The following is a 13124-nucleotide window of genomic DNA, read 5'->3' on the forward strand; positions in this document are numbered from 1 at the left end:
CCCGGGTCGCTCGGTGTCGGAGCAGCGGTCGGAGGGGCCGTCGGCTGCGGCGTCGTGCTGGGCTCCGGTGTCGGCTCGGGCGTCGTGCTGGGCTCCGGTGTCGGCTCGGGCGTGGGCGTCGGCTCCGGGGTCGGCTGAGGGGTCGGCCCGACGGCGGGGAACGCCTCCTCGGCGGTGCCCAGGCGCAGGAACACCGTCTCACCGGTGGCGTCCTTGAGACCGTCGTTGTCGGTGACCGCGTAGAGCGCGCCGTCGGCGGCGACCGCGAAGCCCTCCAGCTTCTCCTGCGTCCAGCCGTTCGTCGCCTGCAGCGCGGGGAGGACGTCGATCGCGGTGCTCTTCTCCAGCACGGTCAGCCCCTCCGCCGACGGCGCGATCTCCGGGACGTCGACGCGCGTGACGCGCTTGACGGCCGCCGCAGGGCCGTTGAGCTTGTCCCGCTCGATGATCGCCAGCGTCGTGTCGTCGATCGCGGTGATCTCGGACAGGCCGATCCAGTCGCCGGCGGTCTGCGTGGCGTCGAGGCGGTAGCCGAACCAGTCCCACGTTCCGGTCGCCGGGTCCAGGCGTCCGATGCGCGTCACGTCGTCGCCGTCCACGGTCCCGGCCTCGGTATCGGTCGGGTCGTTCCACAGCGGCCGCTGGAGCACGGTCCACACGCGCAGGTCGGCTCCGGTGCCGGTCGTCGTCACGCCCTCCAGCCCCCACTTGCCCACGTGCGCGGCGATGTCCTCCGGGAGGGGGAACTGCGCGGTCACCGCTCCGTCCGCGTTCGTGCGCACGACGGCGTTCTCCGGACCCGTCGCGCCCTCGACGGCGAGCCAGAAGCCGCCGTCCTCGGCCACGGCGAGGCCTTCCACGTCCAAGGCGGCGGGAGCGCCGGCCTCGGTGACGGCGAGGGAACCGGTGATGCGCGCGGGTGCCGTGCTGACGTCCACGGTGAAGACCGTGGCGGGGGAGAGCACCGCGTCGCTGGCCGCGTAGACCACGCCGGGGTCGACGGGGTCCCCCGCGAGAGCGCCGAGCGCGGACCAGCCGAGCGGGCTCCCCTCAACGGTGTCGGCGACGATGCTGGGCTGGGCGGGGGTGCCCGGTCCGAAGGAGTAGACGTTCACCGCGGCGCGAACCCCGTTCTCGGCCTCGTCCGTCTCGCTGGAGACGATGAGCAGGTCGCGCTCCGGCACCGGCAGGACACCCTCGGGCCCGTTCGTGGTGAAGAGCACCTGGCGGAACTGCGGGGAGCGGGGGTCGGTCATGTCGTAGACCGCCACGAAGTTGGAGCGCTCGCTCGCGATGAAGGCGTACGGCGTGCCGCCGAAGGTCGCGAAGGCCAATCCCTCGGGCTCCGCCCCCTTCTTCTCCGCGCGCGACTCGGCGTGCAGGCCGTGCTGCACGGCGAGATGTTCGAACGAGGAGCCGGCGTCCCAGACGACCGTGCCGTCGGCGGCGTCGAAGACCGTCCAGCCCCGGGTGCCGCCCTTCCAGTCGCCCTCGTTCGCGGTGGCGACCAGTCCGTCGCCCACCCAGGCGATCGCGTCGGGCTCGCGCGGCGCCGCCGGGAGCGATCCGGTCAGGTCGATCCGGCCGTCCTTCACGGTGTCTACGCCGGAGAGCGCGACCGACCCGGCGGAGAAGGCGCTCTCGATCTCACGGGTCGCGAGGTCGATGACCGCGACGCCGTTGTTCTCCTGCAGGGTGACGGCGAGCTTGTTGCGCTCGTCGATCGTCACGTACTCCGGCTCGGGGTCCTCCGGGGTGTCCCATCCCGCGGCCGCGACGACGGGCGCGGGTGCGCCGTCCGCATCGAGGAAGGAGACCGCGTCCGTGGTCCACCGCGCGGGGTCGTCGCCGAGGGAGAGGATCTGGACGAAGCCGGCGGGGAGCTGGGGGAGGTCCCCCTCCTCGCCGCCGTCGGGGGCGGCCTCCTCGTCGCGCTGGTTCTCCATCGCGATCGCCGCGAACGCGCCGTCGGGGGAGACCGCGATCGAGTCCGGCTGGCCGCCGAGGTCGATCGAGCGCACGAGCGAGCGGTCGGCGGCCCGGAGGACGTCGAGGCGGCCCCGGGGTGCGGTGAAGTCGCCACCCGTCTCATCCACGACCACGAGCAGGTACTCGCCGTATGCCGTCACCGACGTCGGCTGGTCGTCGGCGTGACCGAGATCGGCGAGGTCCACGGTCCCCTTCCCGATCGGCGCCGTGGGATCGGTCACGTCGAGGAAGCCGATGCGCTTGCCCGCGGCGTCGGTGTAGACGACCGTGCCGTCCTCGGTGATCGTGGAGATCTCGGCCACGGTCGGAGCGGACGGATCCACCCCTTCGGGGACGTTCTGGAAGACGGGAAAGGTGGCGGTGCGCTGGAAGAACGCGGCACCGGCCTCGGCCGGGGCCGCGGACTCCGCGGCCGCGGGGAGGGCGGCGGCGCCGACGACGCCGCCGGCGAGGCAGGCCGTCAGGACGGCGGCGGACAGAGGACGAAGGCGCATGGGGACTCCACGGACATCGGGGATCAGGGATGATGCCAGCGTGGAGACGCGGGGAGGCCGGACGGTGCCGGGCAGATGGACGGGAGGTGAACTCCCGGTGGCCGGATGACGCCGGCGTGCCGGCACGTCAGAGCGAGACGGTGATCGTCAGCGTCACCCGTGTCCCCAACGGCACCATCTCCCCGGTGCCGGGCTTCTGCGCGGTCACCTCGGTCGCGCTGTCGATGATGGCGTTCCACACGGGGGCGTAGTCCGCGGTGAAGCCGGCGTCTTCGAGCGCCGCCTTCGCCTCGTCCCGGGTCATGCCTCGCACATCGGGGATGGGGAACAGCTCGGGACCGTCGGAGACGACCAGCATGATCGTGTCCCCGGGACGCCAGTTGCCGCCTCCGTCGCGCTCCGAGGTGCTGATGACCCGGCCCTTCTCGACGTCGTCACTGAACTGGTGCTGCGTCTCGCCGAGCACGAGCTTCTTCTCCTGGAGGGCCGCGACGGCGTCGTCGAGCTTCATCCCCACGACGTCGGGGAAGGCGCCGAGAGAGGTGAACAGCGAGACGGTGTCGCCCTCGTGCACGGTACAGCCCTCGCCGCACTCGAACGACTCGCCGCCGTCGCGCGGCGTGACCAGGGCGTTGATCACGAGCCCGGCGTCGGCATCCGCGTAGGTCGCGGTCGACGCGCCGACGACGAGGTTCAGCTTCTTCAGCGCATCGGTGGCCGCGGTCTCCGACAGGTCGTTGAGCCGCGGCACCTGCTTCTCGGCGGGGCCCTGGGAGATGATCACCGTCACCTGCGCGCCCTTGTCCAGTCGCTCGCCGGCTCCCGGATCCGTGCCGATCGCTGTGCCGGCGGGGACCTCGAGGGACGTCGCCGCGCCCTGCACCGGTATGAACTCCAGTGCGGACAGCTCCGCGGACGCCTCTTCGAAGCTGCTTCCGGCGACGTCGGGGACGGCCACCCGGGAGCCCGGACCGGAGCCGAACCACCAGCCGACGCCCGCCGCCGCGGAGGCCAGCAGGAGCACGAGCACCAGCAGGAACGCACCGCGCGAGCGGCGACGGGCCACGCGCCGTCGCAGGATCGTGGCGTTGTCGACCGGAGCCTGCTCCGCCGTGGCGGCGGTCGCGGGCGGGGCGCCGGGCATCACCAGTGTCAGCTCGCCGGAGTCCCGCATCGGCGCGGCCGAGGAGGACGCCTTGGTCGCCGTGACCGCCGGGGTGATGCCGAGTTCCCGCTCGATGGCGCGGAGACGGTCGAGCATCTCCTGCGCATCCGCGGGTCGTTCGTCGGGCGTCTTCTCGGTCGCCCACAGGACCAGCTCGTCCAGCTGCTCGGGCACCCCGGGGTTGCGGACGCTCGGGCGCGGGACCGACTCGGTCGCGTGCTGGAAGGCGATCTGCATCGGCTGTTCGCCCTTGTACGGCTGCTCGCCGGTCAGCATCTCGTACAGCATGATGCCGAGGGCGTAGATGTCGCTGCGTGCATCGGCCGTCCCGCGGGTGACGAGCTCGGGCGCGAGGTACGCGATCGTGCCCATGAGCTGGGCGCCGGAGGCGGTGTTTGCCGTCGTGGCGCGCGCAAGCCCGAAATCGCCGATCTTGATGCGGCCGTCCTCCGCGAGCAGGACGTTCTCCGGCTTGACGTCGCGGTGGACGATGCCGGCGCGGTGCGCGGCGGCGAGGCCCGCGAGCACCGCGTCCATGATCGTGATCGTCTGGGGCACGGTCAGCCGCTTCTGCTCGCGCATGAGCTCGCGCAGCGTGATGCCCGGGAGGTACTCCATGACGAGGTAGGCGAGCTCGCCGTCCTGGCCCTGGTCGAATACGTTGACGACGTGCGGATCCGCGAGGCGGGCGGCGGCGCGGGCCTCCTGGATGAAGCGGCTCTGGAAGACGGAGTCGTCGCTGAGGTGGCCGTGCATCACCTTCAGCGCGATCCGCCGCTCGAGCCGGAGATCCGTGGCGACGTAGACCGTGGCCATACCGCCGCGCGCGATCCTGGCCCGGACCCGGTACCGGCCGTCGACGAGCCGCCCGATGAGCGGGTCGGTCTGCTGGCTGGTCGTCACGTCAGAAGTCTAGAGAGGCCTTGCTGAAAGCCCCGGCAACGGCTCGCGCTTGCCCGGGAACGAGCGAGGCCCGGGGCGATCGCCCGGGCCTCGCTCACGCACGGTCAGCCGAGCTCGGCGACCCAGACGTCCGTCTGCGGCTGCCAGAGGCCGTAGCGGTTCGGGAACGCCGAGATCTGCACGGCCTGGGCGGCCTCGGTGAACGGCATCTCCTCCCAGCCCTCGATGTCGAGCAGGCCCCGAGTGGTGTCGCCGTTCGGATCCGACGGTCCCCCATAGAAGGCGCGGATGCTCCGGTCGCGGTCGTGGATCTGCTCCGGGGTTCCCCAGCCGGTGCTCGGACGCTGCTGGAACAGTCCGATCGAGTCCCGGTCCCCACCGGGCAGGTGGCGCATGTTGGATTCCACCATCGCGGTGGCGAGGGCGATGCTGATCCCGTGGTCGGAGACGCCGAGCTCGCGTCCGATCGCGACGATGAGCCGTCCGTTGTCCCGCTGCTCGTCGTCGAGGACCGTGGGCGGCGCCTGATACGGGTCGGGCGCGGGCGTCGGAGCCGGCGCGGGGTCACCGGACGGCGCGGGGTCGGCAGCGGGGGCGGCGTCGAGGATCGGCAGGGCCGCCTCGGCCACGACCCGCAGCACCTGCTGCGGGTAGATGATCGAGTCCGGGCCCAGGCCGTTCAACGCATAGAGCGAGGCGACCGTGGTCTGGAACCGCTCGGCGATGGCCCACAGGGTGTCACCCGGCTGGACCGTGTACGTCGAACCGGCGTCGTCCGCGGGGCCCGCGTCGGCCGTCCCCGGATCCGAGGCGGGGGCGGGCGCGGCGGCAGGGGTGTCGGGCGGGGTGAGCCGGAGCACGTCCCCGGGGTAGATGATGGACGCGGCGGTCAGACCGTTCCACGAGAGCAGCTCGGAGACGGAGATGTCGAACCGAGTGGCGATGTCGTACGGGGTGTCGCCGGCGACCACGGTGTAGGCGGCCGGCGCCGCCATCGCACCGACGCCGTCGGCCGGGGCCTCCGCCGTCGACGAGGTCATGCCCGCGTGGGTCACGCCCGCGAGCCCGCGCAGGAATGCGGAGGCGTCGCGCTCCGGGCCTCGATTCTCGCGGGGAAGGGGCTCAGGCTCCGCCGCCGCGGCGGGCAGGGCCGCCAGTGCCCCGGCGACGGTGGTCAGAAAGGCGGCGGGCAGAGTCCAGCCGGTGATGGTCGCGCGTCGTCGCGCCGTGTCGGGTGCCAAGGCGTCCCCCCTTGTTCGGTCCCGAGGGGCGGTTCTCCCCGGGGCGTTCCCGGCCGAATCGGCCTCTACGACCGTGTCACGAATTGATAAACGAGTCAACTGGTGTAATGAGAAGTGGCCAGTGTGACTGTTGTGATCCTGACCAAGGAGGTCGCAGCCGAGCAGGCGCCGGGCGGATGAGAGCATGGAGGGGTGTCTGCGACTGAACCCGCCTCCGTGCCGACCGCCTGGCTGACGCTGCCCGAGCTCGTGGAGCGTCTCGGGGAACCCCTCGGGCGCGTCCGGCGTCTGCTCGACGAGCAGCATCTGATCGCCTCGCGCCGCGGCGGCGCCCCCGCCGTGCCCGAGGTCTTCCTCCAGGGCGACCACCCGCTGCCTTCGCTGCGCGGCACCGTCATCGTCCTCAAGGATGCCGGCTTCTCCGACGATGAGGCGATCGACTGGCTGCTCGCTCCCGATGACACCATCGGTCGCGCGCCGATCGAGGCTCTGCGCGACGGGCACAAGAGCGAGGTGCGTCGCGTCGCCCGGACGCTCGCCTGACGCCTGACGCCGTCTCGTCTTCGCGCATGCGGGCACGAGGGCTTGCCAGTTCAGGCGTTCGCGTGGGATCAGGCAGGATCTGCCTGTGGGTGCCTGATCTGGCGCGTTGGCCTGTTCTGGCGTGCTTGAGCGGGATCAGGCCCCGCGTCCACGTGGTGACGCCGGGTCAGGCGTTCGCGTGGGATCAGGCAGGATCTGCCTGTGGGCGCCTGATCTGGCGCGTTGGCCTGTTCTGGCGTGGGTCGGGATGAGGGCGAGCGGGATCAGGCCGAGCGCACCGTCGCGGCGTCGGCGAGGGCGCGCAGCTCGGTCGTGGCCTCCGCGTCGAGACGTGCGCCGCGCAACGCCTCCTCGGCCTCCGTCCCGTACCGCGCGATGAGCTCCTCCACCCGTGCGAGCGCCCCGGACTCGACGATGGTCGCCTGCAGGGACTCGATCTGATCCCGGGTCAGGGCGGGATCGCCGAGGAGCTCGTCCACGATCCGTCGGCCCGGTGCTGCCAACGCCTCGCGCGTCCACGCGATGAGGAGGGTCCGCTTGCCCTCGCGGAGGTCGTCGCCGGAGGGCTTGCCGGTCACGCGTTCGTCGCCGAAGACCCCCAGGACATCGTCGCGGAGCTGGAAGGCCATGCCGATCGGATGGCCGAAGCCGCGCAGAGCCTCGCGCTGCGCGGCATCGGCGCCGGCGAGCGCCCCGCCCATGAGCAGAGGCTGCTCGACGCTGTAGCGCGCGGCCTTGAGCGAGACGATGCGCAGTGCCCGGGTGGCGTGCTCGGCGTCGTCGTTCACGCTCCAGGCGGACTCCTCGGCGATGTCGAGGTACTGACCGAGGGTCACGTCACGTCGCATCCGCGCGTACTCGGCGCGCACGGCAGCGGCGGCGGAGTGCCCGGCCAGGCCGTGCTCCAGCAGGTCGTCGCTCCAGGCCACGAGGAGGTCGCCGAGGAGCAATGCGGCGGAGCGGCCGAATCCGGCGGCGGGACCGGACCATCCGGCGGCGACGTGCTCCGCCTCGAACGCGCGGTGCGCGGACGGGCGGCCGCGGCGGGTGTCGGAATTGTCGACGAGGTCATCGTGCACCAGGGCGGCGGCCTGGAACACCTCGAGCGCGGCGCACACGTCCCACACGGCGTCGTTCTCGGCGGCCTGCGGATCCGCGGCGCGGGCGACCGCGGCCCACGCGGTCCGGCAGAAGCGCGCCCGCAATCCCTTGCCCCCCTCGAGGGTCCGCGCGGCGGCCTCGACGAACGCCGCAGCGTCCGGACCGTCGCCGGCGGTCTCGGTGCGCATGCGCGCGATCAAAGCGTCGACGCGGGCCGTGACGGCCGCCAGAACGGGAGACGGATTCGGCACGCTTACAGCCTACTGAGCGTACGGCGAACATCTAGCTTCGCGGGAGCGCGCGAGCGTAGACTGGAGGGAACTCAACCCGAGGGGGACGAATGCCACTCTCAGAACAGGAGCAGCGTCTGCTCGACGAGATGGAACGCCATCTCATGCAGAACGACGCCGATGTCGTCAGCGCGCCCACAGGCGACCGCACACTGAGCTATCGCAATCTCGTGTACGGCGCGGTCCTCCTGCTCGCCGGCGTCGGCGCCCTCGTCGCGGGAGTCGCCATCGGCGACGTCCTGGGAATCGTCATCGGCGTCGCGGGCTTCGCCGCGATGCTCGGTGGCGTCATGCTGGCCGTGACCCCCGTGCGCAGGACGGCCCCGCCGGCCGCACGCCCCGATCACGGCACCAAGGCACCGGCCGGTCCCTCCTTCATGGACCGGATGAACGATCGCTGGGATCGTCGTCACGAGGAACGATGATCTCGTGACGGGCTGACCGTCACTCCTTCGAAGGGCCCGGGTGCTTCCGCATCCGGGCCCTTCGTCGTTTCCTCCACCGGCCCTCCACCCGCACTCCACTTCCCTCCACCGGCCCTCGACCCCGTGATTCCGCGGGACGAGGGCCTTTTTTGCGCCCGCGAACCTGGGAATCCGCGACATTGCCGTAGGAAAGTGGAGGAGAGTGGAGTAAAGTGGAGGAAGCGGGTCAGCAGGGCGCGACGGGCGGCAAGAACGGGGGTGAGGGCCGATGCTGTTGGGCACCCATTCCCCCAAGCTCGACGACAAGGGCCGCGTCATCCTCCCGGCCAAGTTCCGTGAGGATCTGGCAGGCGGCGTGGTCGTCACCCGCGGGCAGGACCGGTGCCTCTACGTCTTCAGCACCGCCGAGTTCGAGACCGTGCACGAGCGGATCCGGCAGGCGCCGCTGAGCAACAAGGAGGCCCGCGCGTTCCTGCGCATGTTCCTCTCCGGCGCCAGCGCCGAGATGCCGGACAGCCAGAACCGCATCACCATCCCCGCCCACCTCCGGACCTACGCGGGGCTGGAGAAGGAGCTCGTCGTCACCGGTGTCGGCGCCCACGCCGAGATCTGGGACGCCGCCGCGTGGAACGCCTACGCGGAGGGCAACGAGGACGCGTACGCAGACATGGAAGAGGAGGTGATCCCGGGACTGTTCTGACCTGGGTCGTGACTCCCAGCCGCTCCCACCCGGCGCACCTTCCCCGGTGCCGGGCCGAGCGGATGGGGATCAGGATCCAGGATCGGGCCCCGCACATCATGGGCATCCGCGACATCCACACCCCGGTCCTCCTCGACCGCTGCGTCGAGCTGCTGGCCCCGGCCCTGCAGCACGACGGCGCGATCCTCGTCGACGCCACGCTGGGCATGGGCGGGCACTCCGAGGCGTTCCTGGAGCGTCTCCCGAACATCCGCCTGATCGGCCTCGACCGCGACACGGACGCCCTGCGGATCGCGGGGGAGCGCCTCGCGCGCTTCGGCGACCGGGTGACTCTGGTGCACACGGTCTACGACGCGATCGGCGAGCACGCCGACGGCGCCTCCGGGATCCTCTTCGACCTGGGCGTGTCCTCCCTTCAGCTCGACGAGGCCGACCGCGGATTCGCCTACGCGAAGGATGCGCCGCTGGACATGCGGATGGATCAGACTTCCGGCATCACCGCCGCCGAGGTTGTCGCCACCTACTCCGAGGGGAATCTGCGGCGCATCTTCGAGCGGTACGGCGAGGAGAAGCTCGCGGCCCGCTATGCGCGGGCGATCCTCCACGCGCGCGAGCAGGCCCCGCTGACGCGATCGGGCGACCTCGTCGACGTGCTGGTCGCGGCGACCCCCGCCGCGGCGCAGCGCGCAGGCCATCCCGCCAAGCGGGTCTTCCAGGCGTTGCGGATCGAGGTCAACCGCGAGCTCAGCGTCCTGGCCGACGCGATCCCCGCCGCCATGGACGCCCTCGAGGTCGGCGGGCGCATCGTCGTGATGTCGTACCAGTCCCTCGAGGACCGCCTGGTCAAGCAGGCCTTCGCCGCGGCCTCGTCGTCGACGGCGCCGGCGGGCCTGCCGATGGAGCTCCCGGAGCACGCGCCGCGGTTCCGCACGCTCACCAAGGGCGCCGAGCAGGCGTCCGAGGCCGAACGCGCGACCAACCCGCGCGCGATCCCGGTCCGTCTCCGCGCCGCCGAGCGCATCCGTCCCGCCCTGACCCCGCCGGCCGAAGCGCGCCGCCGCGAACAGAGGAGCACATCCGCATGAGCCTCGCCGCCGAACCCCTGCTGCTGCCGGGAACCGAGGAGCCGGGCCGTGAGCGCCGACTCCGCCCGCTCGAGCGACCGGCGTCCCGTCGTCGCCCCAAGCTCGTCTACGCCATCGTCGCGCTGGCCGGCGCCGTGCTCATCGGCATCGCACAGATCGCGCTGTCGATCGCGACGACGCAGGACTCGTTCACCGTGGCCCAGCTGACGCAGCAGAACAAGGAGCTGACCTGGCAGGGCCAGGCCGCCGCCGAGGAGCTCGCCGGGCTCAGCTCGCCGCAGTCCCTCGCCGCGGCGGCCGCGGACCTGGGGCTCGTGGTGGGCGGCAGCGCCAACTACATCCGTCTCAGCGACGGCGCGCTCATCGGGGCGGGGGAGGGCGCGGGGTACGCCTCGACGGTGGACCCGCGCGGCTCCGGCGCGGTGCCGAACGCGCTGGTCTCCGACACGCCGGAGGAGACGGCCGGTGCACCGGTGTCCGAGGGCGTAGAACCGGTTACGGAGACACCGGACACGAACGTCCCGCCGCAGGCCGAGGGCCTGCCGACCCCGTCCTTCGGCGGCACGGAATAGACGACGGACGGGACGGACGACACCGGCGGACGGGCGTCCGGCACACGACAGCGACGGAAGACGACCGGACGGAGACCCGATGACGACGCGCGCGACCCGCAGCCCTCGCCGACGGACGGTGGTCGCCCTGGCGGTGATCCTCGCGGTGGTGGTCGGCTTCGTCGTCCGGCTCGTCGACATCCAGGTCGTCAACGCCGCCGCCCACGTCGAGGACTCGATCGAGACGGGCAACCTCGGACTGACCCAGCCGATCGACGGCGTCCGCGGATCCATCGTCGACGCCAACGGATCGGTCCTGGCGCAGAGCGTGCTCGTCTACGACGTCGAGCTCAACCCGAAGACGATCATGACGCTGGAGCAGGACGAGGAGAACCCCCCGAAACTGCCCTGGGCGGAGGCCTCGGAGAAGATCGCCGCGATCATCGGCGAGTCCGCGGAGGAGGTGCGCGGCGTCGTCTCCGACGCCCTCGCGGAGAATCCCGACAACCAGTACGCGCTGCTGAAGCGGGGAGCGACCACCGACCAGTTCCTCAAGCTGCGCGAGCTGAAGCTCCCGTACCTCTTCTCCCCGCCGCGTGACGTGCGGCAGTATCCCAACGGCGCGGTCGCGGGGAACCTCGTCGGCTTCGTGACGGGGGACGGGGAGACGAAGACCGGCATGGAGGAGCTCCAGGACTCCTGTCTCGCGGCCACGCCCGGCGAGGAGACGTACCTGCGCGGAGAGGACGGGGTGATCATCCCCGGCAGTCACCGCGAGAAGCCGGCCGTCGACGGCGGCACCGTGAAGCTGACGATCGACAGCGAGCTGCAGTGGTATCTGCAGCAGATGATCGCCGAGGAGACGCAGAGCAAGGGCGCGCAGACCGGTTCGGTCACCGTCGTGGAGGTCGCCACCGGGAAGATCCGGGCCGCCGCGGAGTACCCCTCGGTCGATCCCAACGACCCGGGCGCGTCCGATCCCGAGGACCGCGGCAACCGCATCTTCACGACCACCTTCGAACCGGGATCCACCTTCAAGGCGATCACCGCCGCGTCGGTCATGGAGCATGCCGGGGCGACCTGGGAGACGAGCGTCGTCGCCGGCAGCCACGAGGAGTTCCCGAACGGCGCGGTCGTCAACGACGCGGTCGGGCACGACACGTACGAGTACACGCTCGCCGGCGCGCTCATCGACTCGTCCAACGTGGCCATGTCCAAGTACGGGGACATGGTCACGGATCAGCAACGATATGACGACTTCCGGAAGTTCGGAGTGGGCTCGGAGACGGCCGTCGGGTTCCCCGGCGAAGAGCCCGGACTGCTCCACCCCGTGTCCGACTGGGACAACCAGTCGCACTACACGACGACCTTCGGCCAGTACTTCACCGTGACCGCTCCGCAGGTCGCGAGCGCGTACCAGGCGATCGCCAACAAGGGCGTCAAGGTGCCGCTGTCGCTCGTCGAGTCCTGCACCTCCTCCGACGGTGAGGACAAGGCGATCGCCGCGCCCAAGCCCGAGCGCGTGCTGCCCGAGGCGACGGCCGCGGAGCTGTCGCGGATGATCGAGAACGTCGCCGTCCAGGGCGGCCTGGCGGACGACATCGCGGTGCCCGGCTACCGCATCGCGGCCAAGACGGGGACCGCGGAGAAGCCCGGGGAGAACGGCGCCTACAAGGCGGGCATCTACTTCACCAGCATGGTCGGTTACGCCCCCGTGGACGACCCGCAGTACGTGGTCATCGTCACCCTCGACGAGCCCACTACGGTAACCTCGTCTGCGGCCACGGCTTCTGCGTTCCAGAAGGCGATGACGCAGGTTCTGAAGACGTTCCGTGTGCTCCCCTCGTCCGTCCCCATGGACGAGCTGCTTCCCAAGTACAAGTGATCGGCGCTCCGCGCGCCCGGAGGATCCCGACGTCATGATCGCCCTGTCCCTCGGTGAGATCGCCGCCCTCGTCGGCGGCGAGCTGCATCCCGCGGCCGACGCGACCCCGGAGACCGTCGTCTCCGGCGCGGTCGACACGGACTCGCGACAGATCGTCGAGGGCGGGATCTTCGTCGCCAAGCCCGGCGAGGTGACCGACGGGCACCGGTTCGTCGGCGCGGCGCGCGAGCGCGGCGCCGTGCTGGCCCTCGTTGAGCGGCGGGTCGACGAGCCGATCTCCCAGATCGTCGTTCCCGACGTCGTCGACGCGATCGCGGAGCTGGCGCGGGCGGTCGTCGCCAGGGTCCGTGCGGAGGGAGACCTCCGCATCGTGGGCGTCACCGGCTCGAACGGCAAGACCACGACCAAGAACTTCCTCGCCCGGATCCTCTCCGACGAGGGCGAGACCGTCGCGCCCGTCGCCTCGTTCAACAACGAGGTCGGCGCTCCGCTCACGATGCTTCGGGTGACGCCCACGACCCGCTTCCTCGTCTGCGAGTTCGGCGCGAGCGCGCCCGGGGAGATCGCGCGTCTGGCGGGCCTGGTCGAGCCGGACGTCGTCATCGTGCTCATGGTCGGCCTCGCTCACGCCGGCGGGTTCGGCGGGATCGAGGAGACGGCGCGCGCGAAGGCCGAGCTGGTCGCCGCGGCGCGCCGCGGCGGGACCGCCGTCCTCAACCTGGACGACGCTCGCGTCGCCGCGATGCGCGGTG

The 13124-nt window shown here is 71.6% G+C and carries 11 protein-coding genes; 7 read left to right on the forward strand and 4 right to left on the reverse strand.

What is annotated here, in order from left to right; all coding sequences use genetic code 11:
* The 3 genes from MR1_RS16320 to MR1_RS16330 all read right to left on the reverse strand — a co-directional run.
* Positions 1–2483 (reverse strand): esterase-like activity of phytase family protein (locus MR1_RS16320; protein ID WP_157518312.1); only part of this gene is annotated, 2483 nt, incomplete at its 3' end.
* 127 nt (positions 2484–2610) lie between these two features.
* Positions 2611–4551 (reverse strand): Stk1 family PASTA domain-containing Ser/Thr kinase, encoded by a 1941-nt coding sequence (gene pknB / locus MR1_RS16325; RefSeq protein WP_067249373.1) that lies wholly within the window; start codon positions 4549–4551, stop codon positions 2611–2613.
* 104 nt (positions 4552–4655) lie between these two features.
* Complete coding sequence (locus tag MR1_RS16330; protein WP_067249377.1) at positions 4656–5792, reverse strand: LysM peptidoglycan-binding domain-containing protein; 1137 nt, start codon at positions 5790–5792, stop codon at positions 4656–4658.
* Between the two features lie 192 nt (positions 5793–5984).
* Here MR1_RS16330 and MR1_RS16335 point away from each other — a divergent pair, with 192 nt between their 5' ends.
* Entirely contained in the window at positions 5985–6335 is a 351-nt protein-coding gene (locus MR1_RS16335; RefSeq protein ID WP_231820575.1) for an Rv2175c family DNA-binding protein, read from the forward strand.
* A 263-nt stretch (positions 6336–6598) separates the two neighbouring features.
* Here MR1_RS16335 and MR1_RS16340 read toward each other — a convergent pair whose 3' ends face one another.
* On the reverse strand, positions 6599–7687 hold the full coding sequence (locus tag MR1_RS16340; protein ID WP_067249385.1) for a polyprenyl synthetase family protein: 1089 nt from the start codon (positions 7685–7687) through the stop codon (positions 6599–6601).
* Between the two features lie 89 nt (positions 7688–7776).
* Between MR1_RS16340 and MR1_RS16345 the strand changes: the two genes are divergently transcribed.
* The 6 genes from MR1_RS16345 to MR1_RS16370 all read left to right on the forward strand — a co-directional run.
* Positions 7777–8151 carry a DUF3040 domain-containing protein gene (locus tag MR1_RS16345; RefSeq protein WP_067249388.1) on the forward strand — a complete coding sequence of 125 codons (375 nt, stop codon included), beginning with the start codon at positions 7777–7779 and terminating at the stop codon, positions 8149–8151.
* A gap of 268 nt (positions 8152–8419) precedes the next feature.
* Positions 8420–8851: a division/cell wall cluster transcriptional repressor MraZ gene (mraZ, locus tag MR1_RS16350; RefSeq protein WP_067249391.1), complete on the forward strand. Its 432-nt coding sequence runs from the start codon at positions 8420–8422 to the stop codon at positions 8849–8851.
* 98 nt (positions 8852–8949) lie between these two features.
* Positions 8950–9936: a 16S rRNA (cytosine(1402)-N(4))-methyltransferase RsmH gene (rsmH, locus tag MR1_RS16355; RefSeq protein WP_157518314.1), complete on the forward strand. Its 987-nt coding sequence runs from the start codon at positions 8950–8952 to the stop codon at positions 9934–9936.
* Positions 9933–10508: a hypothetical protein gene (locus tag MR1_RS16360; RefSeq protein WP_067249397.1), complete on the forward strand. Its 576-nt coding sequence runs from the start codon at positions 9933–9935 to the stop codon at positions 10506–10508. The genes rsmH and MR1_RS16360 overlap by 4 nt, the downstream gene beginning before the upstream one ends.
* A 79-nt stretch (positions 10509–10587) precedes the next feature.
* Positions 10588–12372: a peptidoglycan D,D-transpeptidase FtsI family protein gene (locus MR1_RS16365; RefSeq protein ID WP_067249400.1), complete on the forward strand. Its 1785-nt coding sequence runs from the start codon at positions 10588–10590 to the stop codon at positions 12370–12372.
* Positions 12373–12406: 34 nt separating this feature from the next.
* Positions 12407–13124 (forward strand): UDP-N-acetylmuramoyl-tripeptide--D-alanyl-D-alanine ligase (locus tag MR1_RS16370; protein ID WP_169797705.1); only part of this gene is annotated, 718 nt, incomplete at its 3' end.

Source organism: Microbacterium resistens NBRC 103078, from assembly GCF_001552355.1.
GTDB lineage: Bacteria > Actinomycetota > Actinomycetes > Actinomycetales > Microbacteriaceae > Microbacterium > Microbacterium resistens.